This window comes from Corynebacterium sp. HMSC055D05, assembly GCF_001810365.1.
GTDB classification, from domain to species: Bacteria; Actinomycetota; Actinomycetes; order Mycobacteriales; family Mycobacteriaceae; genus Corynebacterium; species Corynebacterium coyleae.
Genome location: NZ_KV801069.1, coordinates 39,619 through 65,829 on the forward strand (window position 1 = coordinate 39,619; position 26,211 = coordinate 65,829).

The 26,211-nt window shown below is 60.6% G+C and carries 22 protein-coding genes; 10 read left to right on the forward strand and 12 right to left on the reverse strand.

Annotated elements, in window-relative coordinates; genetic code table 11:
* Positions 1–6: 6 nt before the first annotated feature.
* Positions 7–402, reverse strand: coding sequence for a (deoxy)nucleoside triphosphate pyrophosphohydrolase (locus tag HMPREF2734_RS05530; RefSeq protein WP_070569835.1), 396 nt, complete (start codon positions 400–402; stop codon positions 7–9).
* A 52-nt stretch (positions 403–454) separates the two neighbouring features.
* On the reverse strand, positions 455–1,414 hold the full coding sequence (locus HMPREF2734_RS05535; RefSeq protein WP_070569837.1) for an L-lactate dehydrogenase: 960 nt from the start codon (positions 1,412–1,414) through the stop codon (positions 455–457).
* Positions 1,415–1,548: 134 nt separating this feature from the next.
* Here HMPREF2734_RS05535 and hisD point away from each other — a divergent pair, with 134 nt between their 5' ends.
* Positions 1,549–2,847: a histidinol dehydrogenase gene (hisD, locus tag HMPREF2734_RS05540; RefSeq protein ID WP_070450196.1), complete on the forward strand. Its 1,299-nt coding sequence runs from the start codon at positions 1,549–1,551 to the stop codon at positions 2,845–2,847.
* A 21-nt stretch (positions 2,848–2,868) separates the two neighbouring features.
* Here hisD and HMPREF2734_RS05545 read toward each other — a convergent pair whose 3' ends face one another.
* The 4 genes from HMPREF2734_RS05545 to HMPREF2734_RS05560 all read right to left on the reverse strand — a co-directional run bounded on the left by HMPREF2734_RS05545 (position 2,869) and on the right by HMPREF2734_RS05560 (position 7,648).
* Positions 2,869–4,278, reverse strand: coding sequence for an amino acid permease (locus tag HMPREF2734_RS05545; protein WP_070569839.1), 1,410 nt, complete (start codon positions 4,276–4,278; stop codon positions 2,869–2,871).
* A 413-nt stretch (positions 4,279–4,691) separates the two neighbouring features.
* A complete protein-coding gene (locus HMPREF2734_RS05550) occupies positions 4,692–5,651 on the reverse strand; it encodes a hypothetical protein (protein WP_070450190.1) in 960 nt (319 codons plus the stop codon).
* Positions 5,652–5,691: 40 nt separating this feature from the next.
* Positions 5,692–6,285: a hypothetical protein gene (locus HMPREF2734_RS05555; RefSeq protein ID WP_070569841.1), complete on the reverse strand. Its 594-nt coding sequence runs from the start codon at positions 6,283–6,285 to the stop codon at positions 5,692–5,694.
* Positions 6,286–6,298: 13 nt separating this feature from the next.
* Positions 6,299–7,648, reverse strand: coding sequence for a CitMHS family transporter (locus tag HMPREF2734_RS05560; protein WP_070569843.1), 1,350 nt, complete (start codon positions 7,646–7,648; stop codon positions 6,299–6,301).
* 99 nt (positions 7,649–7,747) lie between these two features.
* Here HMPREF2734_RS05560 and HMPREF2734_RS05565 point away from each other — a divergent pair, with 99 nt between their 5' ends.
* The 3 genes from HMPREF2734_RS05565 to HMPREF2734_RS05575 all read left to right on the forward strand — a co-directional run bounded on the left by HMPREF2734_RS05565 (position 7,748) and on the right by HMPREF2734_RS05575 (position 11,941).
* Positions 7,748–9,889 (forward strand): DEAD/DEAH box helicase, encoded by a 2,142-nt coding sequence (locus HMPREF2734_RS05565; protein WP_070569845.1) that lies wholly within the window; start codon positions 7,748–7,750, stop codon positions 9,887–9,889.
* A 109-nt stretch (positions 9,890–9,998) separates the two neighbouring features.
* A complete protein-coding gene (locus HMPREF2734_RS05570; RefSeq protein ID WP_070569847.1) occupies positions 9,999–10,814 on the forward strand; it encodes a chymotrypsin family serine protease in 816 nt (271 codons plus the stop codon).
* A 98-nt stretch (positions 10,815–10,912) separates the two neighbouring features.
* A complete protein-coding gene (locus HMPREF2734_RS05575; RefSeq protein WP_070569849.1) occupies positions 10,913–11,941 on the forward strand; it encodes a chymotrypsin family serine protease in 1,029 nt (342 codons plus the stop codon).
* 70 nt (positions 11,942–12,011) lie between these two features.
* Here HMPREF2734_RS05575 and HMPREF2734_RS05580 read toward each other — a convergent pair whose 3' ends face one another.
* From HMPREF2734_RS05580 to putP, 3 genes are read right to left on the reverse strand one after another with little or no spacing between them, the layout of a single operon-like run.
* Positions 12,012–12,497 carry a DUF2269 family protein gene (locus HMPREF2734_RS05580; RefSeq protein ID WP_070421817.1) on the reverse strand — a complete coding sequence of 162 codons (486 nt, stop codon included), beginning with the start codon at positions 12,495–12,497 and terminating at the stop codon, positions 12,012–12,014.
* 16 nt (positions 12,498–12,513) lie between these two features.
* On the reverse strand, positions 12,514–13,134 hold the full coding sequence (locus HMPREF2734_RS05585) for an HNH endonuclease family protein (protein ID WP_070569851.1): 621 nt from the start codon (positions 13,132–13,134) through the stop codon (positions 12,514–12,516).
* Positions 13,135–13,140: 6 nt separating this feature from the next.
* The gene (putP, locus tag HMPREF2734_RS05590) at positions 13,141–14,715 is read right to left on the reverse strand and encodes a sodium/proline symporter PutP (protein ID WP_070569853.1); all 1,575 of its coding nucleotides are present in this window, start codon (positions 14,713–14,715) and stop codon (positions 13,141–13,143) included.
* Positions 14,716–14,833: 118 nt separating this feature from the next.
* Here putP and HMPREF2734_RS05595 point away from each other — a divergent pair, with 118 nt between their 5' ends.
* From HMPREF2734_RS05595 to HMPREF2734_RS05620, 6 genes are all read left to right on the forward strand, one after another.
* A complete protein-coding gene (locus HMPREF2734_RS05595) occupies positions 14,834–17,962 on the forward strand; it encodes a DEAD/DEAH box helicase (protein ID WP_070569855.1) in 3,129 nt (1,042 codons plus the stop codon).
* Positions 17,955–18,770: an SWIM zinc finger family protein gene (locus HMPREF2734_RS05600; protein ID WP_070569860.1), complete on the forward strand. Its 816-nt coding sequence runs from the start codon at positions 17,955–17,957 to the stop codon at positions 18,768–18,770. The genes HMPREF2734_RS05595 and HMPREF2734_RS05600 overlap by 8 nt, the downstream gene beginning before the upstream one ends.
* 58 nt (positions 18,771–18,828) lie before the next feature.
* Positions 18,829–19,977: a metallophosphoesterase family protein gene (locus tag HMPREF2734_RS05605; protein ID WP_070569862.1), complete on the forward strand. Its 1,149-nt coding sequence runs from the start codon at positions 18,829–18,831 to the stop codon at positions 19,975–19,977.
* A gap of 2 nt (positions 19,978–19,979) precedes the next feature.
* A complete protein-coding gene (locus HMPREF2734_RS05610) occupies positions 19,980–22,649 on the forward strand; it encodes an AAA family ATPase (protein ID WP_070569865.1) in 2,670 nt (889 codons plus the stop codon).
* A gap of 11 nt (positions 22,650–22,660) precedes the next feature.
* Positions 22,661–23,134, forward strand: coding sequence for a MarR family winged helix-turn-helix transcriptional regulator (locus HMPREF2734_RS05615; protein ID WP_070569867.1), 474 nt, complete (start codon positions 22,661–22,663; stop codon positions 23,132–23,134).
* Positions 23,135–23,205: 71 nt separating this feature from the next.
* Positions 23,206–23,421 (forward strand): PspC domain-containing protein, encoded by a 216-nt coding sequence (locus HMPREF2734_RS05620; protein ID WP_070421825.1) that lies wholly within the window; start codon positions 23,206–23,208, stop codon positions 23,419–23,421.
* An 84-nt stretch (positions 23,422–23,505) separates the two neighbouring features.
* Here HMPREF2734_RS05620 and HMPREF2734_RS05625 read toward each other — a convergent pair whose 3' ends face one another.
* The 3 genes from HMPREF2734_RS05625 to HMPREF2734_RS05635 form a co-directional block, all read right to left on the reverse strand.
* Positions 23,506–25,119, reverse strand: a complete 1,614-nt coding sequence (locus HMPREF2734_RS05625) for an alpha/beta fold hydrolase (protein ID WP_070569871.1) — start codon at positions 25,117–25,119, stop codon at positions 23,506–23,508.
* A gap of 72 nt (positions 25,120–25,191) precedes the next feature.
* Positions 25,192–25,650 carry a hypothetical protein gene (locus tag HMPREF2734_RS05630; protein ID WP_070569873.1) on the reverse strand — a complete coding sequence of 153 codons (459 nt, stop codon included), beginning with the start codon at positions 25,648–25,650 and terminating at the stop codon, positions 25,192–25,194.
* Between the two features lie 17 nt (positions 25,651–25,667).
* Complete coding sequence (locus tag HMPREF2734_RS05635; protein WP_070421828.1) at positions 25,668–26,201, reverse strand: YceI family protein; 534 nt, start codon at positions 26,199–26,201, stop codon at positions 25,668–25,670.
* Positions 26,202–26,211: the final 10 nt, after the last annotated feature.

The window sequence follows — 26,211 nt, forward strand, 5'->3', positions numbered from 1 at the left end:
GGTGCTCTACCCAAACCTTTCTGCCAGTAGCTCGACAGTTGGAATGTCTGCAGGCGCCCAGGTGAGGTCTGAGAGCTTGTTGGCCGCAACCCAGCGGACCTCTTCGTGCTCGGTGAGTATGGGTGTTCCGGAGACGAGCTCGCAGATGTAGGTAGACAGTTCCACAACAACATCACCAGTGTCATGCCTGGTAGTCACAACAAACTCGCCGACTTCCGCTTCGATCCGGAGTTCTTCCTCAAGTTCGCGTGTAAGCGCTGCTTGTGGGCTCTCTCCGGGCTCGATCTTGCCGCCAGGAAACTCCCAAAATCCCGCCATCGACTTACCCGGTCCGCGTTTGGCAGCGAAAATGCGGCCATCTTGAATGATGACCGCACCGACGACCTCGATCGTTTTCACCATGGGGTCAGTTTAAACAGAGTGTCGACGTGGGGTCGTCGATACGCAAATGCTCTTAGATCTCTGCCTTGTCGATGACGTCACGCAGGGTTTGGGCGGAGTGGTGGAACTTGGCGGTTTCGTCGTCGTTGAGACGAAGTTCGACGACGTTGCGCACGCCGCCGCGGTTGAGCACGGTTGGGGTTCCGATGTAGATGTCGTTGAGGCCGTATTCGCCCTCAAGAAGCGCGGAGACCGGCAGGACGACGTCCTCGTTCCGCAGGATCGCTCGCGTGATGCGCGCGAGCGCGTTGCCGATGCCGAAGGCGGTGTTGCCTTTGCGTTTGATGATGTCGTAGGCGGCGTCGCGGGTACGCACAAACATCTCGTCGATTTGTGTGTAAATATCCGGGTTGCGGGCGGCTTCCGACTCAAGCAGAGCGGGGAGGGGAACACCACCGATGGAGCCGGAGGACAACACCGGCAGTTCGGTGTCGCCGTGCTCGCCGATGATGTGGGTGTGCACCGCAGAGGGCGCGATGTCGAAGTACTGGCCCAGGTTGTGGCGCCAACGCGCCGTATCTAGCACGGTGCCTGCGCCGATGACCTGATTCGATGGCAGCCCGGTCTGCTTCCAGGACACGTAGGTCAGCACATCTACCGGGTTGGTGGCTACAACGTAAATGCCGTTGAAACCGGCGGCCATGACTTGTTTGTTGATGGACTCGAAAATCTTCACGTTGCGCGCCACAAGATCCAGACGCGTCTCGCCGTCGCGCTGGGCAACGCCGGCGCAATTGACCACGAGTGCAGCATCCTTGCAGTCCTCGTAGGTGCCAACCGTGACATCCATGTGGTGGCCAGAAAACGGGATAGCGTGGCTGAGGTCTTCTACCTCTGCCCAGGCGAGGTCCTCGTTGATGTCGATGATGGCCAGGTGGTCTGCCAGCCCTTGGTTCAAGGCTGCGTAGGCGTATGCGATGCCGACAGCGCCTGCACCGATGATGACAACTTTCGAACCTTGAGTGACAAACATATGACCATTATTCCATGTGTTGATTACGGGGAGTGGGGTGGGTTGGTGGCTTCGAGGTTACTTCGGTAAACCGCTTTTTAAAGGGCGAATGCTGGATAACATCTATTGATGTCCAAGACAATCAAAGGAGCATCATGCTAAACGTGACAGACCTGCGAGGGCGAGAGACCTCGGTACGAGAACTGCGTGCAATTCTTCCTCGTGCGGGCACGGATGTTGGCTCCGCAGCAGAACAGGTCGCGCCGATTGTCGACGACGTCCGTAGCCGCGGTGCCGAGGCAGCACTCGAATACGGGGAACGTTTTGACGGCGTACGCCCGGAAGCGGTTCGAGTTTCTGCGGATGCCATGCGGGCTGCATTGGATGGTTTGGACGCTGATGTTCGAGCTGCACTGGAAACCTCAATTCGCCGGATCCGACAGGTGCATGCTGAGCAAAAGCCAGCTACACGCAAAACCGAACTCGCGACAGGAGCAGTTGTTACGGAGGTGTTCCGCCCGGTACGTCGTGTGGGGCTTTACGTGCCAGGCGGCAAGGCGGTGTACCCGTCGAGTGTGCTGATGAATGTGATTCCGGCCCAGGAGGCGGGCGTGGAGTCCATGGTGGTGTGCACCCCGCCGCAGGCAGACTTTGACGGTCAGCCGCACCCGACGATCCTCGCCGCATGTGCGCTGCTTGGTATCGACGAGGTCTGGGCCGTTGGCGGCGCACAGGCGGTGGCGCTGATGGCCTACGGTGACGATGACCTCGAGCCGGTCGACATGATCACCGGCCCCGGCAACGTGTTCGTTGCAGCGTCTAAGCGCCTGGTCAACGGCGTAGTTGGCATTGACGCGGAAGCCGGTCCGAGCGAGATCGCGATCATTGCCGACGACACCGCCGACCCCGTCTACCTGGCCTACGACCTGATCTCCCAGGCGGAGCACGACGAGCAGGCCGCATCGATTCTGATTACGGATTCTCCGGAGCTGGCTGGTCTCGTCGATAAGGAAATTGCGAGCCGCTACGGCATCACGCTCAACGCTGACCGCGTGCGCGACGCGCTGGAAGGCCCGCAGTCCGGGATTTTGATTGTGGACGATATTCAAGCCGCGGTGCGCGTGACCAATGTGTACGCGCCGGAGCACTTGGAAATTCATACCGCGAATGCGCAGGCTGTGGCGCGCGAGATCAACAATGCCGGCGCTATCTTCGTCGGACCGTACTCGCCGGTGCCACTGGGGGATTACTCAGCAGGTTCGAACCACGTGCTGCCAACGTCAGGTACCGCAAGGTTTGCCGCGGGGTTGAGCACGCACACCTTCCTCAAACCGATGAACATCGTCGAGTACTCCGCTGAGGCACTGGAAGAGGTCGCGGATGCCGTGATCACCCTTGCAGACGAAGAAGGCCTCCCCGCACACGGGGAGGCCATCAAGGCAAGGCGGGGCTAGCCGCCAGAGGCGAGGTACGTACTACTTCGCCTCGTACTCATACTCAGTCTCGGCGACAGCCTGTGGACGACCGGTGACGAAGTACAGGATGGTCATCACGATCAGGAAGCCCACACCGACGGCGAGTGCTACGTGGTATTCAGGCAGCCACACCATCGTGCCAAAGGTGAAGAGGATAAACGCCACCGCGAACCACTGGCCATAAGGCCAGAACGGAACCGGGAACTTCAACGCCTTGACCTCTTGGGCGGTCATCTCGCGGCGGGAAGCGATGTGTGCGATCAGAATCATCAACCAGACGAAGATGGTGGCAAAGGTTGCAAGTGCTGCAATGGTGCCGAAGATGTCCGGGTAACGCTGGTTCAGGTACACACCGACGATCAGGGCGACGATAAGCATGGCCACAGTCATCACCGGAACATCGCGGTAGGTCTTTGCCATGGACTTCGGCGCCAGGTTTTCCTTGGCCAGACCTGCAAGCACACGACCGGTGGAGAACAAGTCAGCGTTAATCGCCGACAGGGAAGCGCTGAGCACAACCACGTTCAGCAGAGCTGCGGCCCAGCTCACGCCGAGGGTGTCAAAGATCTGGACGAACGGGGAATCATCACCGTTAATCGTGCGCCACGGGTTGATCATCAAGATGACCAGAATGGACAGTACGTAGAAGATCAGGATGCGCATCGGGACAGTGTTGACTGCCTTCGGGATAGAGCGGTCCGGATCCTCAGCCTCAGCGCCCGCGACACCGATGATCTCGGTGCCACCGAAAGCGAAGAGGACGAGGATGAACGAGGCTGCCATGCCGGAGAAGCCGTTAGCGAAGAAACCACCGTCGTTCCAGAGGTTGTCAATGCCCATTGCCTCCGGGGACTCACCAAGGTTGAAGATCAGGATTGCGGCACCGCCGACGATCATCGCGATCACGGCACCGACCTTGATCAGGGTGAGCATGAACTCGAGCTCGCCAAACAGGCGGACAGCGGCCAGGTTAGCTGCACTGATGATCAACAGTGTGACGGTGATCCAGACCCATGCGGGTGTTGTGGGGAACCAGAACTTCATATAGATCGTGATTGCCGTTAAGTCAGCCAGACACACGATCATCATCTCGAAGGCAAACATCCAACCGGTGATGTAGCCACCGAGGCCGCCCAGGTACTCGCGGCAGTAGACCGCGAAGGAGCCACGCACTGGGTGACGGACGCTCATCTCGCCGAGAGCTCGGAGGATGAAGTACATCACCGCGCCACCCAGGAGGTAGACGAGGAGCACAGAAGGACCAGCCGCCTGGATTGCGCCGGCGGAGCCGTAGAACAGGCCGGTACCAATCGCTGAGCCCAGAGCGATGAAGTGGATGTGGCGGGCCGTTAGGCCCGGCATTTTCGGTTTGGGAGTGTCTTGTTGCGTAGGTGCAGTCATGGTGGACATTAACTGTGCTCTTTCAAATGACAATGTGCGAATCGAAGTGCGAATCGAATCGCTACGGGAAAATATTGGTGATGACATTGCCCATGGCTGGGCTGCGTCTTCCCGGTTTGACCTTCCGGCGGTGGCACAGTGATTGGGGGCTCGCCGCGGGGGAGGGTCTCCGGGTGCGCGGCGTGTTCCGACGAATCCTTGACGCTAACGAAAAATCCCCCGCGCTTTGCTGCGAAGGGCAGTTAGCGCAGGGGCGAAAAAGTCGGCCGACACCGCGCTACAGATGATGATGCAGGCGGGCCGGCTGGGTATTCGGCAACGCGAAAGCGACGGCCTGGTCGGCCGTGGCGGAAAATGCGTTGCGGTTCATCACGTGGAGAACCATAACACGGCTGTCTTGAGTTTGGGGCGAAAATGCCAAATTAATTTTTCAGGCGGTGTGCTTCGGAGGGGTTGAGCAGGATCACGCCGCCTGAGCCCTCGAACGCTTTAGCGCCGTTCATCTGCGAATCTGTGCAGGCGGTTCTGCGGTTTTCGGGAAGGTCCTCGTCGTCGCCAAGTCGGTAACGGCCAATGCAACCCCAGCCGTTCTTCTCATTCGTCCATGCGGACACACTGCCTTGGATCTCACCGTTCTTCGCGGCTTCCTTGTATCCCTCAAGCGTCATCATTGCGACATCGCACGTGGTGTTGTCCTCCAGGGCGTACACGCCCATCTCAGTGCCAAGAATGTCGGAGGTGCCGCACTGTTCGCCCTTTGCCACCGTGTGTTCTTCGGTGATGCTCTGGGTCTTGCCCGGGCGGGAGTACACGCCGTCGTGGACCTCGAAGGTGTCGTTGCCATACTCGACGCGGACACCGCCACCGTTGAGGTTGGTGATCACGACGTCATTGATCGTGACACGCTCGCCTTCGTTGAGATGGTTCGGCTGGATGTCGTAACCCTGGGAGCCGGGAGAGACTGCGGTGATGAATCCACCGCGGTCCGGCTTGTACCAAATGACATTGGGGATTTTGGTGTTCGGATCGCCACCGGTGTGCTCTACGGGAGGAATCGGATCGACGAACGCGGCCTGGCAGAACACTGGAGTGTCATCCGGGTTCCTGCCGATCCGACACCCGAACACCCCTGAGTCGAGCCCAACAACATTGTGTTCGAACCGCGAAGGATCGACATCCGTGTAGTTGTCTTGAGTGTCCTCGGCCGACGTTTCCGGTGCGTCGGAAGCGGTCGTCGTGGATTCGGTGTCTTGTGCCGAATCCGAAACGGTTGGCTCAGGCAGGGCCTGCTCAGAGCTATCGCCGCAACCGGTCAAGGTTGCGGCGGTGACGAGTACTGCGGCGAGAATCGATGTGGTGCGGTGTGCGCGGGAAAACTGCATACCGCCTAGTTTAGGAACACCACGTGGTGCTCATAGGGAATTACGCCCCTGGTGTGAAGTGGTCGGAGGAGTATTGCCCGTCGGGGGAGATCTCAAACCAGGAGTTGTCGCGCTCGCCGCGAATTGTGCCGTCGGCCCCGTGGGTGAAGGTGTAATAGCTGATGGTCACCTGTTCACCGGGGTGAAGCACGTCGCCCACGGGTTGTGCGTCACCGCCGCCGACATCGTGGGTCGTGGCAAAGCCAATCTCTGACACCCACATCAACCGGTCAACGGGAGTGCCCTGGCTGTTGTCAATGTCTAAGGGCGGCATCTGCCCAGCCGGTGCGATTACGCACCCCAGATACCCGTCGTCATCTCCGCCGGCGGGGAAGTACGAACAGGTGGTTTTGGAGTCGAACTCCACGACGTACGCCGGGTACTCGCCGCCTTCTGTGAAGTCGGCGGGATCACGCTCGACGAGGGCAGCTTCTGTTGCTTGGGCAGCTTCTGTTGCTTGTGCGGAGGGGTCCACTGAAGATTCGTTCAGTTCCGCCTCCTGGACGTCGTCGCTGGTGGAGCATGCAGAAAGCGCCAGTGAGGCAACAAAAGCAGCGGCGAGGGCTGTTGCAGGCGTTGCGCGTTGTGTGTTCATGCACACGACCCTATTAGGCGAAGACGCCCACCGCCCAGGAACCGAGCACCAAAATCACCGAGAACACCCAGCAGATCGGGAAGGCGATGCGCAGGTACTTGCCCATCTCCGCACGCGCCAGGCCGAGCGCGAGCCACAGTGCAGGGGAGAACGGGCTGACGAAGGTGCCGATGACGTTACCCACGATCATGGCAGACGCTGCACCCATACCGGAGACGCCGAACGCCTCTGCGGTTTGCTGCACGATCGGCAGCACGGAGAAGTAGTACGCGTCCGTCGACGTTGCCAGATCCAGCGGCACGCCGAGCAGACCGATGATCACGTGGATGTACGGACCGACAGACGCCGGCAGGATGGCGATCAGCGACAGTGCAATCTGCTCGAGCATGCCAGTGCCGTCCAGGATGCCGAGGAACATCGCGGCTGCGAGGATGACGCCGGCCATGGACAGGGCGGTGGGGGCGTGTCGTCGTAAAGCATCGCTCTGATCTTCCAGCGTCGGGAAGTTCAACGCCATGAGCAGCGCAGTGCCGACGAGGAACGCGGGCGCCGGCGAGGCCAAACCCGCCACCAGCACGCCGATGAGTGCGAGCGTGATCAGGGTGTTCGCCCACGTCACCCACGCGCCGCCGCGCTGGGTGAACTCCAGCTTGGAGCGCTCTTCTGCTTGACGACGAGAAAAGTCTTCTGCAACCGCGTGAACATCCACCAGCTGGTGGTCACCATCCTGCTTGGCAGTACGGCGCTGTTCGATGATGCCGAAGATCGCGGCAACGACGAACACGAGGACAATGGCCACACCCTGGACCGGCAAGAGGTGGGCCCAGATCTCGTTCGGGGAAGGGCCGATGACGGAACTTGCGCGGCCAACCGGGCCACCCCACGGCAGCATGTTCATCACCGACGCCGACAGAGCGACGAGCGTGAGCAGGACGTAGCGCGACATACGCATCGCCTCGTAGAGCGGCAGCAACGCGGGGATGGTGAGCAGGAATGTTGTGGAGCCAGAGCCGTCCAAGTGCGCGACGATCGCGATGGCAGCAGTGCCGAGCGTGACCAAAATCGGCTTGCCGCGAGTCGCGCGGATCAACGCCTTAATCACTGGTTCGAACAGGCCGACGTCCGAAAGAATGCCGAAGTAGATGATGGCGAAGATGAACATCACCACGACCTTCATGACTCTGTCGAGTCCGTCGAGGTAGAAGTCCGAAATCTCTGCAACGCCTGCGCCGGTGAGTATCGCACCGACGATCGGGATCAGCGTCATTGCGACGATCGGATGGGTTTTGCCTTTGAGGAGTAGGCCGACCGTCACCACGATGATGGCAAGGCCAAGCACTGTCAGTGCGAGGGGAGAAGTCATGGCTGGATACTAAATGATTGCTGAGAAAAAGCGGGTTTGATTCTTTAAAAACCGTTGAAATAGCAGATTGAGGGGGTAATGCCGTAGTGTTGGCAGGCGATGAGCATTTCCGAAAACGCCACCGGCGGCGAGAACGAGCCGGATATGAATGTGTCGGAAAATCAGGAAAACCCGCAGGATGTCGCGGCCGAGATTGTTGAGGCCGTAGTAGAGGACACCAGGGATGCGGAGATTTCTGAGGTAACCGGCGCCGCACAAGAAGAAGCGGCCATTGAAATTGAAGACAACGTGGTAAAGATCGCGGATACGGACGAAGAGTCCGACAACGGCGATAACGCTGCAGATACCGCAGAGGAAAAGGCAGAAGAGGTAAAGCCGGAGAACGGCTTTGAAACCCTCGGCCTGCCAGACAAGGTTGTGGAGGCCGTCAAGCGCGTCGGTTTCGAGCAGCCCTCGCCGATTCAGGCACAGACCATCCCGCTGCTGATGGAAGGCCGCGACGTCGTCGGCCTGGCACAGACGGGTACGGGTAAGACCGCAGCATTCGCGCTGCCGGTGCTGTCCCAAATTGATCCCAAGAAGCGTCACCCGCAGGCACTTGTGCTCGCCCCGACGCGTGAGCTGGCACTGCAGGTGTCGGACTCCTTCCAATCGTTTGCCGATCACCTGGGCGGCATCAACGTGCTGCCGATCTACGGCGGCCAGGCCTACGGCATTCAGCTCTCGGGGCTGCGCCGTGGCGCACAGGTGATCGTCGGTACGCCGGGTCGCGTCATCGACCACCTGGAGAAGGGCTCGCTGGACATCTCCAACCTGCGCTTCCTCGTGCTCGACGAGGCAGACGAGATGCTGAACATGGGCTTCCAGGAGGATGTCGAGCGCATCCTCGAGGACACCCCGGATGAGAAGCAGGTTGCGCTGTTCTCGGCGACGATGCCGAACGCGATCCGCAAGATTTCGCGCGACTACCTGAACAATCCGGAAGAGGTCACCGTTAAGTCGGAGACCCGCACCAACACGAACATCACCCAGCGCTACCTGTTTACGGCGCACCGCAACAAGCTCGACGCGATCACCCGCATTCTTGAGGTGACCGAGTTTGAAGCGATGATCGTGTTCGTTCGCACCAAGAACGAGACCGAGGACGTTGCAGAGAAGCTGCGCGCACGCGGTTTCTCCGCCGCTGCCATTAACGGCGATATTCCGCAGCAGCAGCGCGAGCGCACGGTGGATCAGCTTCGCGACGGCCGCCTGGACATCCTCGTGGCCACCGACGTCGCAGCCCGCGGCCTGGACGTCGAGCGCATCTCGCACGTGCTGAACTACGACATCCCGAACGATACGGAGTCGTACGTCCACCGCATCGGCCGCACCGGCCGTGCAGGCCGTACCGGCGAGGCGATCCTGTTCGTCACCCCGCGTGAGCGCCGCATGCTGCGCTCGATCGAGCGTGTGACCAACGCGACCATCGAAGAGATGGAACTGCCGACTGTTGACGAGGTCAACGAGAGCCGCAAGACCAAGTTCATGGACTCGATTACCGAGTCGCTTGAAGCTTCTGATCTGCAGATTTTCAAGACCATGGTGCGCGAGTACTCCGCGACCAACAACGTGCCGATGGATGACATCGCTGCAGCGCTTGCTACCCAGGCGCTGGCTGGCGACGAGTTCCTGATGAAGGAACCACCGCGCGACAAGCGTGACCGTCGTGATCGTCGTGACCGCGATCGTTTCGACCGTGACGACCGTCGTGGCCGTGACCGCTTCGATCGTGGCGAGCGTGGTGGTCGTGGCCGTCGTGGTGACAGCGAGAACTTTGATACCTACCGTCTCGACGTGGGTAAGCGCCAACACGTGCGCCCGGGTGCCATCGTGGGTGCCCTGGCCAACGAGGGCGGCCTGAGCTCCAAGGACTTCGGTCGCATCACCATCGGCGGTGACTTCACCCTGGTGGAACTGCCGAAGAACCTTGACCGCGCTGTGCTGGACCGTCTGGAAGACACCCGCATTTCCGGTCAGCTGATCAACATCCAGCGTGACCATGGTGCACCGCCGCGTGATCGTGGCGGCCGTGGCCGTGGCGGCTACCGCGGTGGGCGCGACCGTGACGATCGTGGGTACGGCGGCCGTGGTCGCGGTGACCGTGACCGCGGTGGATACCGTGGCGGGCGCGACCGTGATGACCGCGGTTACGGCGGCCGTGGCCGTGGCGACCGGGATCGCGGTGGATATCGCGACTAGTTCTTAGCGCGTCAACGGCACGGGGCCACCTTGGTACCGGGTACAGTGTGGAAAGCATTTGCCCGGCCGGGGTGGCCCCGTTTTTGTTTTGTAAAGAGAGCACGCCTTCATGCTTCAACCGCGCTTGTTGTCCACCATCGCTGCATTCGTGATTGCGCTCGTCGCTGGGGTTGGGGTGCTTCCAGTGGAGGCGTCAGCGCAAACCCGCACTGTCACGCAGGGTGGATCTGTAGTGGTGCATGGCACCGGTGTGTGCACGGTGGGTTACAACGATCCGGCACGTCACCGCAGTTTTGTTGCGGCGCACTGCGGACGGAACGGAGCACGAGTGGAAATCGTCGACCCCGCTACCAATGCACGCAGCGGGGCAGTGGGCACCTTGTACCGTTCGCGGGCGTACGACGGCCACCTGGGTAACGACTGGGCTGCAATCCAGTGGGACCCAGGTGTGCGCCTTGACGGCAACCGCATCACAGGCGATGCCTGGGTGCACCCCAACGACATTCGAATGGGTGAGACTGTGTGCTACTTCGGTCGAACCTCGCATGCGGGTGGCGGACGCACCTGCGGTTCTTTTGGCGGGTCGGCGGATAACACGTTTCTCCTTAACGCACCTTTGACTCGCCCCGGTGATTCGGGCGGACCCATGTGGGTGCCCGGTCGTGGTTTCGTTGGAGTGGTTTCCAGCATGTGGACCTCGCGTCAGTTGCCGCTCGTGCAAGGCAAGAACTTCGTCGTCGGGGTCGTGCCGCAGGACGGTCCGCCGGTACCAGATGCGCGCCTTGTCGGACTGTGGGCGCAGAACACGTTCCTACCGGGGCTGACTGGTCCTGTCGCTGAGGGGATCCGGGCGGTTATCGACGCCATCTTGCGCCTGTTCACCGGGCTTGGCTTTCATGGTCCTGCGTCGCTGCACTACGGCTAGGTGTTTCGCCGCGCGATTGAACGTGGAATTTGCCTGCGTGATGCGGTGTGCGCAGGTAGTCTAATGCGCGTCACCCATGCCATAGGAAAGTCATACAAATGAGAAAATTGGGATTCGCCGCCACTGCGAACACCGAGATCCGTAGCCTCGTAGCCGCCGCTGGTGCAGCCGCGCTGGTGCTGAGCCCAGCGGTTGCAACCGCGGCAACGCCGACCGTTGTCGAGCAAGGCAAGGCCATCTACATCGAGGGCCACGGGGCCTGCACCATCGGCTATAACGATGTGGCAAACCGAAAGAGCTACACCGCTGCACACTGCGGCAGCGAGGGCGCGCGTGTGTCCCTCATGGACCGCGCGACAATGGAATTTAGCGAAGAGATGGGCACGTTCCACCCATCAAAGAACTTCACCCGCCTGCCTTACAACGACTGGGGCTGGATCGAATGGGACGCCGGTGTGGCAATTGCCGGTAACTCGTATTCCGGCGACAAGGTGCTGACCAAGAACGACGTGAAGATCGGCGACGAGGTCTGCTCACACGGCGAAACCAGCCACATGGGCACACGCAACATCTTATGCGGCACGTTTGCCGGATGGTCTGCGGAATCCTTTGGCGTGCAGCTCGAAGGCTGGCAGCAGGGCGATTCCGGCGGACCAGTGTGGGTACCGGGACGGGGCTTCCTCGGTGTGATGTCGGCTGCGGCACTAGGAGAGGCCAAAGCACCTTCGATCGTGATTGGCGGGAAGAGGCAAACGGGCAAACCGGTGGGCTGGGCCGCGTCAATCCACGACGGCGAGACGCTGTCGGATCGTCAGTTCCAGATTGATTTTGCCAAGGCAGGCGGGCTGGACACCAGTATGTTTGAGGGCACCCCCGGAACACCAGGCACTACACGCCCGCCGATTGCTGTGCCGAATCTGCCAACGAAGCCAGCCCCGGCCCCAGTGCCTGGGCATCCAGGCGCCCAACAGGACAACCAGGCAGGCACCCCGCCGGGTGCGCAGCAGGATGTCCAGGGGGAAAAGGGGTCGTCGACAAGCAGTAGCTCGCTGTCTACCGGCGAGATCATCGGTATCATCGTCTCTATCTTGATCGCCGCCGTCCCTGTTGCGATGCAGTTTCTCTAACCTGCGCACATGAAAATCGCCCCGGATCCGCGCAGTACGGATGCGGGGCGATTGCTTGTGTCGAGGAGGTTTAGAACAGGTCCGTCGGCAGGAACATCAGGACAAGCACCAGAACCCACAGCACGTTGAACACGCCGGCACCAGCGTTGGCCTTCGCCTTGGACTTCTCAAAGTCCTCGGTGACATCAGTCGGATCGGCCTCATCAGGAGAGAGCGCCCCGATCGTGCCCAGCATCTTGCGCTGCTGCGGGATCACCATAGCCAGCAGGATCGCCCATGCGATCACGGACAGGATAATGGCCGAGTGCAGCCAGTAGTTGGTGCTGTAGCTCGCCCAATCTGCAAACATGACAACGCCGCCGAGCAGCGGAACAAGCGCAGAAAGCAAGCCGTAGGTCTTCGTGATGCGGTAAAGCACCGACGCGCGCCCCATCGCTTCTTCGCCACCGTTACGGGCTTCTTCAGCCTGGCGAGGGAACATGGAGGCGGAAACGACAACTGGGCCGAGCAGCAAAATGGCAGAGGCCACGTGCAGGAAGACAAGCAATGTATTCATGTGGCGCTACTCTACCTCACAGTTGTTGATTGGCGACGAGTCCCATAACGCCAGAACATGCACGTTTGATCACCTTCACGTCTTCTGCCGGTAGCGGAAGGCGGTATTGGGTGGCCACCTCCACGATGCGGGTGCCGTAGGCGCAGCGGGCTCGGCGATTCGGCGGCATCCACTCGGAGGGCAGTTTGTCGGACTTGGCCTGGTTCGCTGCGGAAGATACGGCGATGAGGTTGAGCGGGTCGTTGTAGAACGCGATGCGGGTGGCGTCGTCCCAACGGTGCGCGCCGAGGTCCCAGGCGGCGGAAACAGGGAGGATGTGGTCGACCTCGATGTCTTCGCGACGCATCACGTCCCCGGTAAAAGGGTCGACACCGGTAGCGGTGGCTCCGGCACGCGCTTGGGCGACGGGCAGCATATCCGGTGAGCATTGCGCGCCGTCGAGGTCGCGGACCACGATGCGCTCGCGTGTCGTGCACCCGGTGCCATCAATGGCCCAGCCGGGGCCAAACGCGGTGCGGTCGTAGCCCAGCACGGTCGCGCGCTGAGGGAGAGTCGGGATAGAAAAACGCGATCGTGCCGTGGGAAACGGCACGATCGCGAGGGTGAGAATCACCAGGATTGTCAGGTAGGTACGCATACCTCCTTAGACGGCGGTTGAGCCTGCCTGGTTCCCACGGGTTGCCTCGAGGGCCTCCTGGAAGGTCGCGTCTGGGTGAGCAAGGGCGTAGTCGGTAGCAGCGATAGCCTGGTTGAACTCTTCTGCCACGCCCTCCTTCGGGCGGGTAGCCAGGGACACGCCGACCATGGCGATGGTGGCAAAGGCGACGCCCGGGACGATCTCGTAGATGATGTCGCTGAGGTAGGTACCCCACACAAACACGGTGACAGCACCGACGATCATGCCGGCCAGTGCGCCCGGCGCGGTGAGCTTGCGCCAGTACAGCGACGCCAGGATTACCGGGCCGAAGGAGGCACCAAAGCCGGCCCATGCGAAACCGACAAGGCCCAGAATCGTGTCGGACGGGTTGAGCGCCATGACCATGCCAATCGCGGCGACCACGATGACCATCGTGCGCGAGAGCACGAGCAGGGTGGTGTGGTTCGGGTTCTTCTTAAAGATGCGGTAGAGGTCCTCGATCAGCGCCGAGGAGGTCACCAGGAGCTGCGAGGACATCGTGGACATAATCGCTGCCAGCACAGCGGTGAGCACGATACCTGCGATCAGCGGGTGGAACATGATGCGAGCCAGGTCGAGGAAGACCGTTTCAAAGCCGGACTGGTCGGTCACCGATGCGGACTTCTGGCCGAAGTAGGCGGTGCCCACCAGGGCGGTGAGTGTTGCACCTGCGAAGCAGATGAATACCCAGATGCTGCCCGTGCGGCGAGCAGTTTTGGCTTGTGCCGGGGAGCGCAACGCCATGAAGCGGGTGACAATGTGGGGTTGGCCGAAGTAGCCAAGACCCCACGCCAGGTTGCCGATGATCGTTGCCACGGACACGCCAGCGATCATGTTGAAGTAGTTCGGGTTGCCGTTCTCCCACGGGCCGTACGGCTGGGAGGTCGCCCACGAGAGAACGTCGGACGGGCTATTGAGCGAGAACAGAGCGAGCACCGGCACGATCAACAGAGCCAGGAACATCAGGGTGCCCTGAACAGCGTCGGTGTAGCTCACAGCCAGGAAGCCGCCGATGAAGGTGTAGAGCACGGTGACAGAACCGACGATCAACACACCGGTCAGGTAGTCACCGTCGAAGGTGGACTCGTAGTAACGGCCACCGGCGACCATGCCGGAGGAGACGTAGAACGTGAAGAAAACGATGATGATCACTGCGGAGGTGAAACGCAGCGCGCGAGACTGGTCGTGCGTGCGGTTTTCGAAGAAGCTCGGCAGCGTGATCGAGTCGTTGGACACTTCTGTGTAGGCGCGCATGCGGGGTGCGACCCACTTCCAGTTCGCCCACGTGCCAAGGAAGAGGCCGATGGCGATCCAGAGCTCACTGAGGCCGGAGACGAACAGCGCGCCGGGCAGGCCCATCAGCAGCCAGCCGGACATGTCCGAAGCACCGGCAGAAAGCGCCGCGACGAACGGATTGAGGCCACGGTCGCCTAGTACGTAGTCGTCGTACTTCTCGGTCTGTAGCCATGAGTAGAATCCGATGGCTACCATGACACCGAAGTAGAGGACGATCGCGAGGACAAGCCAGAAACTCTCTGACATAGTTTCTCCAATCTTCTTGTAACGTTCGCCACACTTTAACGTAAGGGTGCTCTACGTTGCACATAATCCTTAAAAACTTTTAGGGGTCAATTTCGGGGTGGGGGGTATAAGGGTGGGTATGCCTAAATACGTTTTGCACGGGCTCTGGACGTCCGACGCTGGACTTGTCATTTGGGCTGAGCAGGTAGAAGGCCACAAAATTGTGACGATTGGCCAAATTCCGGAGGGGACTTTTCCGCCAATTGTGCATTCGCTTCTCGACGATTCCCGGTTCCGTCATCGAGAAATCCTGCTCCTGCAAACTCCGAAAGGCCGCCAAGTAACACTGCGTGCTCCGGTGGCAAAGTTCGCGCCCGAGGATGCGATCAGGTTCTTGGAGAGCATCGCGCATCTCGACGGGCCATCACCGGCAGCAACCCCGTCGCAGCGCCAATCGATCGCACCTGACCTGTATTGGCTCATTCGTATGTATGCGGGGTTGACCAAGTTCATCCGCGCCGGGCGGGTGTCGATCCATGTGCCGTACCGGGAGAACCAGTGGTTTGCACAGTGGCAGTTGGGCACAGGTCTTGAGGAGCGTGGCTGGCTCGCGGAGATGATCGCCGCAGCGCCGGGCGTGCTCACGGCCAATAACCACAAGTTAAGCGAGGATTGTGCGACGACATTTACGCACTGGATTGCCTCGACTCGTCTGCGTGATACTGCGACGTCAGAAGCCGGGCGTCCGTTTCCACGCCACGACTTTGTGCTGTCGCTGATGTTCGATACTCCACTTCGTCGCGGCGGACCGAGCCTGGCGCAGCAGGTCGGTGATTGGAACGGCACGATCACCGCCGCGAATCTGCAGCTGGTCTTCATTGCTGAAGACCCGCAAGAGCCGATGACAGATCTTGACGACGACCGCGACGGCGACGGCAGTAGCAACAGTGACGCCGCTGCAGCGGAGCCGTTGTGGCCGGTGCGGATCCAGGTCCGCTCGCAGGCGGATTCACCCCGCCCGGTTCGCATGGCGGATTTTGATAGCGCGTCGGCGGATCACCTTCGTGGCCAGTTGCGCTCCGCGATCGCAGTGTCGGAGCTGCTCGATCCCTCACTGCATGGTGCCCAAGGGCGTACTGACGGTGATTGGGATGTGCTGCTTACGGCTGATCAGATCGTCGAGTTCGTCCAAAACGTTGCGCCCAAGTTGCGTGCGGAAGGCTTCGTCGTCATGCTGCCGCGAACGTGGGCGACGGCGGAGACGTCGTCGCAACTGAAGCTTGCCCGTCACGAGGACCCGCACGATTCCGCCACGGTCACTCGCATGGGCTTTGACACGCTGGTCAAGTACGACTGGCGCCTTTCCATCGGCGGAGTGGAATTGACTGACGATGAGATGGCGGAACTTGCGCGCTCCAAAACCGGGCTGATCAAACTGCGCGGGGAGTGGGTGCTGGCCGATACCAAGCATCTGTCTAAGTCCGCGAAGTATCTGAACAAGCTCAAGGAAAGCACGCTGAAGAACGCGCTCGCCGAGGCGGAAGCCGCCGAGATCCACGCGCGTCTTGCAGAAGCCGGTGGCAGCGAAGATGCCGAACAACTTGCAGAGATCGCACGTGCGGCTCGCGCGGAGTACGAACGGCTAAAAGAAGCGCAGGGCGAGGGTGTGGTCTCCGCTGCGGAGCTGCGTCAGCTCGCCTTGGAAACTGGCGACGATAGCCCGATCGCGTTTACCGGCTCACCCTGGTTTACCTCGCTTGTCGGCGGCACCGACCGCCCCGCGCCTGAGCGCGTAGAGGTCCCTGAGACTGTCAACGCCGAGCTGCGCGAGTACCAGCGCCGCGGTGTGGACTGGCTGTACTACATGTCCCGCAACAACCTTGGGGCTGTGCTTGCGGACGACATGGGGCTCGGCAAGACCCTCCAACTGTTGTCCCTGCTCGCGGTGGAAGAGGCGAACGGCAGGAAGACCGGACCGACGCTTGTGGTTGCGCCGACCTCAGTAGTGGGCAACTGGGCGCGCGAAGCAGCCCGCTTCGTGCCGGGTATTAAGGTGCGGGTCCACCACGGCACGGGACGGCTCAAAGGTGACGAGTTGTTCGCTGCGGCCGAAGAAGCGGACATTGTCATTTCCTCCTACGGCACGGTTGCCCGCGACGTGAAAGACCTGGCCAAGGTGCGTTGGGATCACGTGGTGCTGGATGAAGCGCAGGCGATTAAGAATTCGGGCACGCAGGCGTCGAAAAGCGTGCGCGCCCTGCCAGCACGCCACCGCATCGCGCTGACCGGCACGCCGATTGAAAACAAACTGTCGGAGCTGCGTAGCATCCTCGACTTTGTTAACCCCGGCATGCTTGGCTCCCAGTCGTTTTTCCGCAACCACTTTGCCAAGGTCATCGAGGCCCACAGCGAAGATCCTGTCGCGCTCGAGATGAGCGAGCGGCTTCAGCGTCTCACCGCGCCGTTTATCATGCGCCGGCTGAAAACTGACACGGCGATTATCAGCGACCTGCCCGAAAAGGCCGAACATGTCATCGCCGTAGACATGACAGCCGAGCAAGCCGCACTGTACAAGGCGCTCGTGGACACGATGCAGGAAGAACTGCAGAACCGAAAAGGCATTGCGCGCAAAGGCCTGGTGCTGTCCACCATCACGCGCATCAAGCAGATTTGTAACCACCCGGCGCACTTTCTTGGCGATGGCTCCCCAGTCACCATCAAAGGCGTCCACCGCTCCGGCAAAGTACAAAAACTCATGGAACTGCTGGACAACGCTATCGAAACCGACCAGCGCGTCCTGATCTTCACCCAGTACAAGGCCTTCGGCGACATCCTCCAGCCCTACCTTTCGGAGCGCCTCGGCGGGAAGATCCCATTCCTCCACGGCGGCGTGGGCAAAACCGCGCGCGACAAGATGGTGGAAGATTTCCAAACTGAAAACGGCCCGCGCGCCATGATCCTGAGCCTGAAGGCCGGCGGCACAGGACTCAACCTCACCGCGGCCTCTATGGTCATTCACCTCGACCGCTGGTGGAACCCAGCCGTAGAAAACCAGGCGACCGACCGCGCATTCCGCATCGGACAAGACAAAAACGTTACCGTGTACAAAATCATCACCCGCGGCACCATGGAAGAATCCATCCAAGACATCCTCGACGGCAAAACCCAACTTGCAGGCGCAGTTGTCGGCCAAGGCGAAGGCTGGATCACCGAACTCGACACCGATGACCTGGCACAACTGATCAGCTACAGGGGGCAAAATGACTAAACGCCCACGCGAAGACAACGTCATCTACGCCAACTTCGGCGCACGCACACGCGTCTCCAGCCCAGCCGAAACCGGGGCGCAGACCAGCGAACCCTCGCGCGTCAACAGGCTATCCGCACCAGCGATGCGCATATTCAACGCTGCAGTGCGACAAACCGACGTCGCGCGCGCCAAACGCGGCCGCACCTACGCCGACGGCGGGCATGTCCTTGGGCTGACCGCCGTAACTAATGGAATGCACGCAGACGTTGTTGGCAGCCAAAACGAGCCCTTCCGCACCACACTCGTCCTGTCACACCGCAGCCGCGAAGACATCGAAACAGCCATCGGATCGCTTGTGCGCGAAGCAGGTTCCCTCGAGCGCCTCCGTGCCGGGGAACTCAATGACGACGTCCTTGACATCCTGCTCTGCTCCTCACCCGACGAGGTGCGGTTTTACTGCGACTGCCCGGACAACGCCCAAGTTTGCAAGCACGCTGTCGCGCTCGCGCAGTGCGCAGCCGAACTTATCGACGACGACCCGAGCCTCATCCTCTCCATGCGTGGCATCACGCTTAACGCGCTCGAAGACCGCAAACGGCGCGAATCACACAACATGGCGCTCGAGAACTCCGCGCCGGGTTCGCCGTACTTCTGGGATGGCCACGACCTGCCCGATCTGCCACGCCCGAAGATCGCGCCGATGATCGAGGACTCGGACATCCACTTGCTGCACCGTGCGATGCAATCTGTGTCGTTTACCAACATCGACCAATTGCGCGCGGTAGCAGATATCGAGGATCTTTACGACGACCTCACGCGTTCATAGTTCATATGTTCGAGTATATTGTGTGCTGTGTCGTGATGGGGTGGTAGTTGTTGTGGGTATGACGCGCACGACATTCATTCACACCTCCGACCTGCAGTTGGGCATGACAAGGAAGTTCCTGTCCGCCGACGCCCAATCGCGTTTCAACGAAGCCCGGCTCCGCGCGGTAACGCGCCTCGGCGAGATCGCCGAAGAGCGCGGAGCTGAATTTATCGTGGTTGCAGGCGACGTGTTCGAACACAATTCGCTCAAGCGCGAAACGCGGGGGCGCGCACTCGAAGCATTGCGGCATCTCCCGGTGCCGGTGTATCTGTTGCCGGGAAACCACGATCCGTTGGTGGCGGATTCCATCTTTAATTTCACCTCTGACATTGATGGGGTGACGGTCTTGGGAGACTCCACGCCCGTGGAGGTCCGCGAAGGCGTGGAGATTGTCGGTGCGCCACTGCTGGCCAAGCATGCCTCCGAGGATTTGTGCGCGAAGGCGATTCGGAATCTGGAGCCGACAGAAAACGTGCGCATCTTGGTCGGCCACGGCCAGGCAGAAGGCTATGGCACCGAGGAGACGGCGGCGCTTATCGACATTGCCAAACTAGATGCGGCAATCGATCGCGGCGTGATCGATTACGTGGCGTTGGGAGATACCCACTCCACGCAATCACTGTCGGACTCAGGTCGAGTGTGGTTCTCCGGCTCCCCGGAAACCACCGACTACTTCGACCGTTCACCTGGCGCGAAGGGCGGGGAAGTGGATTCCGGCAACGCGCTAGTCGTGACCGTGGAGAAGGACAGTCTGACATCCACAGTCGAGGTTGAGAAGGTTCCGGTTGGCACCTGGACGTTCGAAGCACGCTTCTGGGAGGTCAACGATGCCGACGATGTTGCCGCGGTTATCGACGATCTGAAGGCCTATCCTGCGAAGGATCGGACTGTGATCAAGTATGCGCTCTCCGGCACGCTTGGCCTGGAAGCAACCCGTACGTTGCAACGAGAGTTAGACGAGTTAGAGCCGGTCTTTGCCGCTCTCTACGAGCGGGAGCGGTTGATGAGCCTGCACCTCGAGCCAGACGAGGAAGAGCTAGAGAATTTGCCGCTGACGGGTTACGCCAAGGAGGCGATGCGCGAGCTTATAGGTGTTGCTGGCGATGAGGCTACAGCGCGCGATGCCGTGAACTTGTTGTTCCGTCTGTCTAAGGAGGTCCACTAATCATGCGTATCCATTCGCTGACCCTCGACAATGTTCGTGCGATTGAGCACCTGGAGCTGCGTGACCTGCCGGATACAGGCGTCATCGTTGTCCACGGACGCAACGAGGCCGGCAAGTCGACCATCTTGGACGCGCTTGATGCAGTACTCAACGAGCGTCACACTGGCGGCGGCAAGAAGATTCGCGCTCTTGCACCCGCAGGACGTGACGAATCACCAGAGGTAGAACTCAACGCCACGATTGGCGGCACCACGTTTACCGTGCGCAAGCGATGGCTCAAGGGAAAGAAATCAGAGCTGACGGTGCACACGCCGGTCCGCGCTAACTTCACCGGCCGCGAAGCCGACGATGAGCTTTTGCGGATCCTGGACGAGCACCTGGATACAGCGCTTACTCAGACGCTGTTTCTCCGCCAGGGGGACCTCGATCCAGCGATCGCTGCTGCCGGTATCCCGACGATCTCTCGTGCCCTTGACGCGGAAGCCGGAGAAGGCGAAACCGGTGAGGAAGATTCAGACCTCGCCCGCGCCATTGATGCCGAATACGGAAAATATTGGACCAACGCGCAGCCACCGAAGAAGAAAGCACCCTATGCGGCGTTGTTTACCGCCGTAGAGGATGCCCGCGAGAAGCTGCGAACACACGAAGCGGAAGTGCAGCAGCTGTCGCAGTACGTCGATGAGGTTGAGCGACGCAAGAGTGAGATCGACAGCATCGACAAGGAACTGCCTGATGCCGAGCAAGAGTTGCGTGAGCGCGAGCAGGCAAGCGCTGCGGCGAACCAGGTCCGCGATAAGGCAGCTACCGCCCAGGAGCGCCTCGAGCGAGCGACGATTACTCGCAAACGTGCTGAGCAGGATGTAGCAGACCGCAACGCCCTGAAGAAGCGCGTGGAGTTGGTCAAACATGAGGAAGCTCAGCTCCGTGAAGAGATTGAGCCTGCACGAAAAGCCCGTAACGAGGAAGGGGAGAAGATAGCAACCCTTCTTGCGGATGTCGAGGGCGCGAAGACACGACTTACAGACGCACGCACTGCATCCAAACATGCAGAGACCTTGCGGGATCTTGCACGGGCGAAGCGTCGCCTCAAGACCATCGACGAGCAGCTCGAACGCATTGGCACGGTAGAGCAGGCATATAAAGAACTGCTCTCCAACGCGCCAGAGCGCGACGTCACTGACAAACACATTCGGGACCTTGAACAGGCGGAGAACGAAGTTACGCTACAACGTCGCCTGCGCGACGCATCGTCGGCAAAACTAGAGATCACCGCAGATAATGCGACGATCACTGTCGATGGCGATGATCGCCCCATCAACGGCACGGAAACCGTCGCGGTCTTCGAGGGCTCCACGTTGCAGTTGGGTGAATTCGGCGTGGTGTTCCGCGCAGCCCAAGGCACCGCAGATCCCCAAAGCGCCGTAGAGAAGGCAGAACGCGCATTTGCTGATGCACTTGCCGCCACCGGTTGCGACAGCGTTGATGAGGCCCGTGCCACCCGCGACGCCACGCAGGAGTACGCCTCCGAACTCAAGGTGGCGCGCCAGCGTCTCGACGACACCCTCGCCGGTGCATCCGCCGACGAACTGCGTGCCGAGCGGACCAAACTGTCGGCACAGGCTGAAGAGCTTGCGGCAGCGCTGAAAGACACTGCTGCATCCGATGCCGTAGCGGAGGCGGACGAAGCCGACGCAGAGGAAGCGTTGCGCGAGGCGCAAAAGGCGCTCGCTAGCGCAGAACGTGACGTGGACGCTGCCGAAGCCGCACTGAAACCCTACGCAGACAAAACCGCAGCACACACGCTGACCGTCCTGGAGACCCGTCTGGAGGCAAAAACAGCAGAAGCCTCTGCAGCAGCCGCGGAACTGTCCCGTGCGGAGGAAACAACACGTGCCGAAGATTTGGACAAAACTCTCCAGCAAGCGCGTGAAGACGAAACCGAATCCCAACAGGTTGTTGACGCGCTAAAGGTGGAATTGGCGGAAGCGGATCCCGAATTCGCCGCATCCCTGCTGGAGGGAGCCACCACACGTCTGAGCAATCTAGAGAAGCGCAAGAACGATGCGCAGAACCGAATCCGCGAGCTCACCGGATACATCGACATGGCCACCGGTACTGCCGAGCAAGCCGACCATGCTGCTGCGGAGCTCGAGATCGCCCAAGCCGCCCTTGACCGTGCAACGCGACGGGCAGAGGCGGTGAAACTCCTACGCGAGACTATGCACCGCCACCGCGACGTTGCCCGTTCGCGCTACGCGGCGCCGTTTAATGCCGCAGTGCGCGAGCGTGCCCGAATCCTGTTCGGCCCGAGCGTAGATTTCAACTATGGCGATGACCTGACGATTACGGACCGCACCGTCGATGGCGTCACGGTGCCACTCGATCAACTCTCGGGAGGCACCAAGGAGCAGTTAGCAATCCTGACCCGCTTTGCCATCGCAGACCTGGTGTCCGGAGAGGGGACAGGTGCTCCTGTGCCGGTAGTTGTTGATGACGCGTTGGGTGCGACCGACCCGGAGCGCCTCGCTCGCATGAACTCGCTATTTAGCCAGGTAGGCAAGCACTCACAGGTGCTCGTGCTCACGTGTTTCCCGCAACGATTCGACCGCGTATCGGCTGCACGGACCTACGCAGTGGATGACTTAAAGGGGATTCATAAGGGGATTGGATAACATCATCGGTTATGGCTACTCAACCGCGCTGGCTTACTGAGGACGAGCAACACCTCTGGCGACTGATCCTGGCTGCCTCGAAGAAGGTAAATAACGCCATCGATGAGCGGCTGCAGGAAACCGCAGCCATGTCTGCTCCCGAGTTCTCAATCCTGGTGGTGCTTTCCGAAGCCCCAGAACGGACAATGCGACTGCGCGAACTGTGTGCCGAGCTGCAATGGGACCGCTCGCGTGCGTCGCACCAGGTCACACGCATGGAAAAGCGCGGATTGGTGTCGAAGAAGGTGTGTCCGGGCGATGCGCGCGGCGTATTGGTGACTATCACCGATGAAGGCTTCACACGCCTGGAATCTGCAGTGCCGGATCACGTCGAAACCGTCCGCCGTCTGATCTTTGATCAACTGACAGACGAGCAAAGGGACGTGCTTCAAACCTGGCTGAACGATGTCATTGCGGCCGACCCACGAACCCCTGACGGTTCGTAAAAATATCGCAACATGTTTCCAGAACCATTGCCGGAGCGAGGGAAGCGGAGTTTGATGGAGGCATGTCTTATATGAATAGCTCCCAGAACTTTAGTAACACTCCGAAACGACTTGAACGGTCGATGACTGATAAGTACATCGCGGGCGTATGCGGTGGCATCGCGAAATACTTCGGGGTGGACTCCACCCTCGTTCGCGTGGTCTTCATCCTGCTGGTACTCGCCGGGGTAATGCCGGGCCTGTTGGCATACATCGTTGCTTGGATGATCATGCCGGCAGAGTTCTAAAACACAGAGTTTTAGAAAATAATGCAGCCCGTGATGTGGTTCGTCGCTACGAACTCCATCACGGGCTGACGCCTATGCGCGGGGCTATCCCTGGTTGAAGTACCCCGGTTGATCAACCGGTCCAAGGTTGCCGGTGCGCAGGTATTCGACAACCTGACGGTCGACAGCCTGGTTGCCGCGCCCGACGTGACCGTGGCCCGGGCCGTGGACCGTCACCACGTGCGAGCCCATCGGCTGGGCGATGCCGAAGCGTCCCGCATACATGGTTTGCGGATCACGCGTGGCGTTGATCTGCAGTGGACGAGTCTTCAGCTTCGAACCGTTGAGCGCCACCTTGCCCGTGACTGGCGCTGCGCCGTTGCAGGTCACACCAGAGCCGAACTGCAGAGCAGGGGCGGTGATGACCTCGCCGGTCTGGTTGGCCCACATCGCGGCCGGGATAAGGCCGTAGTCCGGCGCAGCGATGCTCTCGTTGCAGGTCTGCACAGCGAGCAACTCGTTGCGGGCGATGGACTCCTCTTGCAAGAACTTCATCAACTCAGGCGCCGGCTTGGCCTGGTCTTGCTTTAGCGAGCCATTGGTGAGCCGTGCAAGCGAGTCCCAGTCCGCTGGCGAGGGCAGCACATTGCGAGTGGCCAGCAGCAGCGGCGAAGACACCTGGTTCGCACCCGGGTTGAGCATGCGGGAGATAATGCCTTCGCCCTCTACACGGGCCTTGCCGGCAGCCGACATAGCGTCTGCGCCCGCCTGGCCGGCAAACGCGAGTGCGGGCGGAAGGTCGCCCACACGGGCTGGCGGTGGGGTCACGGTCGGGTTGGTGCCGGACTGTGCGACGACCACGTTCGACCAGTACTGGTACGCCTTCAGCGGGGTATTGCCCATGCGGTACTTTGCGTCGTTTGCAGCGACCCACGCGAAGTACTCGTTCAGCGCACGCTCGTAGCCGCCCTTTTGGTCCAGCAGGATCTTCGACCACTGGTCGTTCGGGTTCATCGCGGAGTCGAGGACGACCTTGTCGGTGCGGTTGGGGAACATCGACGCGTACGCCGAGCCCAAGTACGTGCCGTACGACAAGCCCATGATTGAGATGGTGTCGTAGCCAAGCGCCCAGCGGACCATGTCCCAGTCACGGGCGTTGTTGTAGGTGGTGATCGTCTTGGTGTAGCCCGGGCGAGGCTTCTCGCACAGTTCGCGGGTGAGTGCGCCCTGGGTGACCGTGGCGTCCCATGTCAGCTTCGCTATGTCAGCAGGGCCGTTCATTGCAGGGTCAGCGCACTTCAACTGAGTAGAACCAATCAGGCCACGCGGTTGTACCGCCACGAGGTCCCACTCGTTGCGCATCTCTTGCGGCCACTTCATGCCTTCGTTCATGCCGAAGAAGCTGTAAGCATCGCCACCTGGCCCACCTGGGTTGCCAAAGATCGCGCCACGACGTGCACCCGGATTTTGAGCCGGGATCTTGATAAAGCCGACGGAAATGTCGCCAGCCTTGGGGTTGTCGTAGTGCATGGGCACCAAAATGCGGCCGCACTGTGCGCCCTTGGCATCGACGTAGAACGGGCACGATTCCCACGTAATGACGGGGGAAGCCGGCTGCGCGTGAGCAGGGGTTGCGGTCAGTGGTGACAAGGTGAGTGCCAGCGCGCCGAGTGCTGCAGCACTTCGCTTGACGACGCGTCTCGTGACCGACTTCAACATAGCCAGGCTCCTTTTCTCCATACCTAAGGTTTCGCTTAACCGAATCTACCGGAGATGTGAGCCGCTGCAGGGCTACGCGCCGGTCTTAGAGCGAATCGCCTGGATTACGTGTTCGCGGTCCGCCACGGCAACGAGGCAGTCATCTGCATTGCGGACACAGATGCGCACCGTGGGCCCGCCGAGGGTGAACGCGTCCGCTTCGGCGTAGCGGTCCGGCTGGTCGGTCAGCATGGCAATACCGGTGAAGTGGATCAGGCTGGGTTCTTCTCCGGGGCGAACGTCCTTGATGTCCGAATATGCGATGGTTCTGGATCGGCTGCCAAGGGTGGTGGTGAGGGAGTCGTGGTCAAGAACCAGCTCCACTTTGCGGGAGAAAATCCAGAGCCCCCAAAGCACCACCACGAATCCAAACAACAGCGCACCGTAAAGTTCGCCGCTCAACGCTGCAACGACGACTGCCACAATGACAAAACCCGCGACGAATGCCGCGGGTAGACCGCCTGGATGGCGGGTAAACACTTTCCGCTCCATGGCGGCGAGTATAAGGCCTACTGCTTGATGCCGGAGCCTTCGATCTCGATGCCGACCTTCTCGCTGACCAGCATGCCGCCGGAGTTCAGCGGTGCCTGGAAGTCGATGCCGAAGTCCGTGCGGTTAATGGTGGTGCGAGCTTCGAAGCCGATGCGTGTGTTGCCGAACGGATCCTCTTCGACGCCAAACGTCTCGACGTCAAACGTGATCGGCTTGGTGGTGCCCTTGATGGTGAGGTCGCCAGTGACGGAGCCGTTTCCCGACTCATCGATGTTGAACTCGGTGGCGGTGAACGTCATTTCCGGGTGCTTGTCGACGGCGAAGAAGTCGTCGCCACGCACATGCTCATCACGATCAGCGTTGTTCGTATCGACGCTCGCGGTGCGCACAGTGCCCGTCGCGGTGCTCTCGGCCGGGTTCTCGGCGATGGTTAGTGTTGCATCGAAGTCGGTGAACTCGCCGCGGACTTTGGTCACCATCGCGTGGCGCACGGTGAAGCCGATGGTGGAGTGGGCAGGGTCGAGGTTGTAAGTACCGGTCAGGTTAGTCATTGCGTCTCCT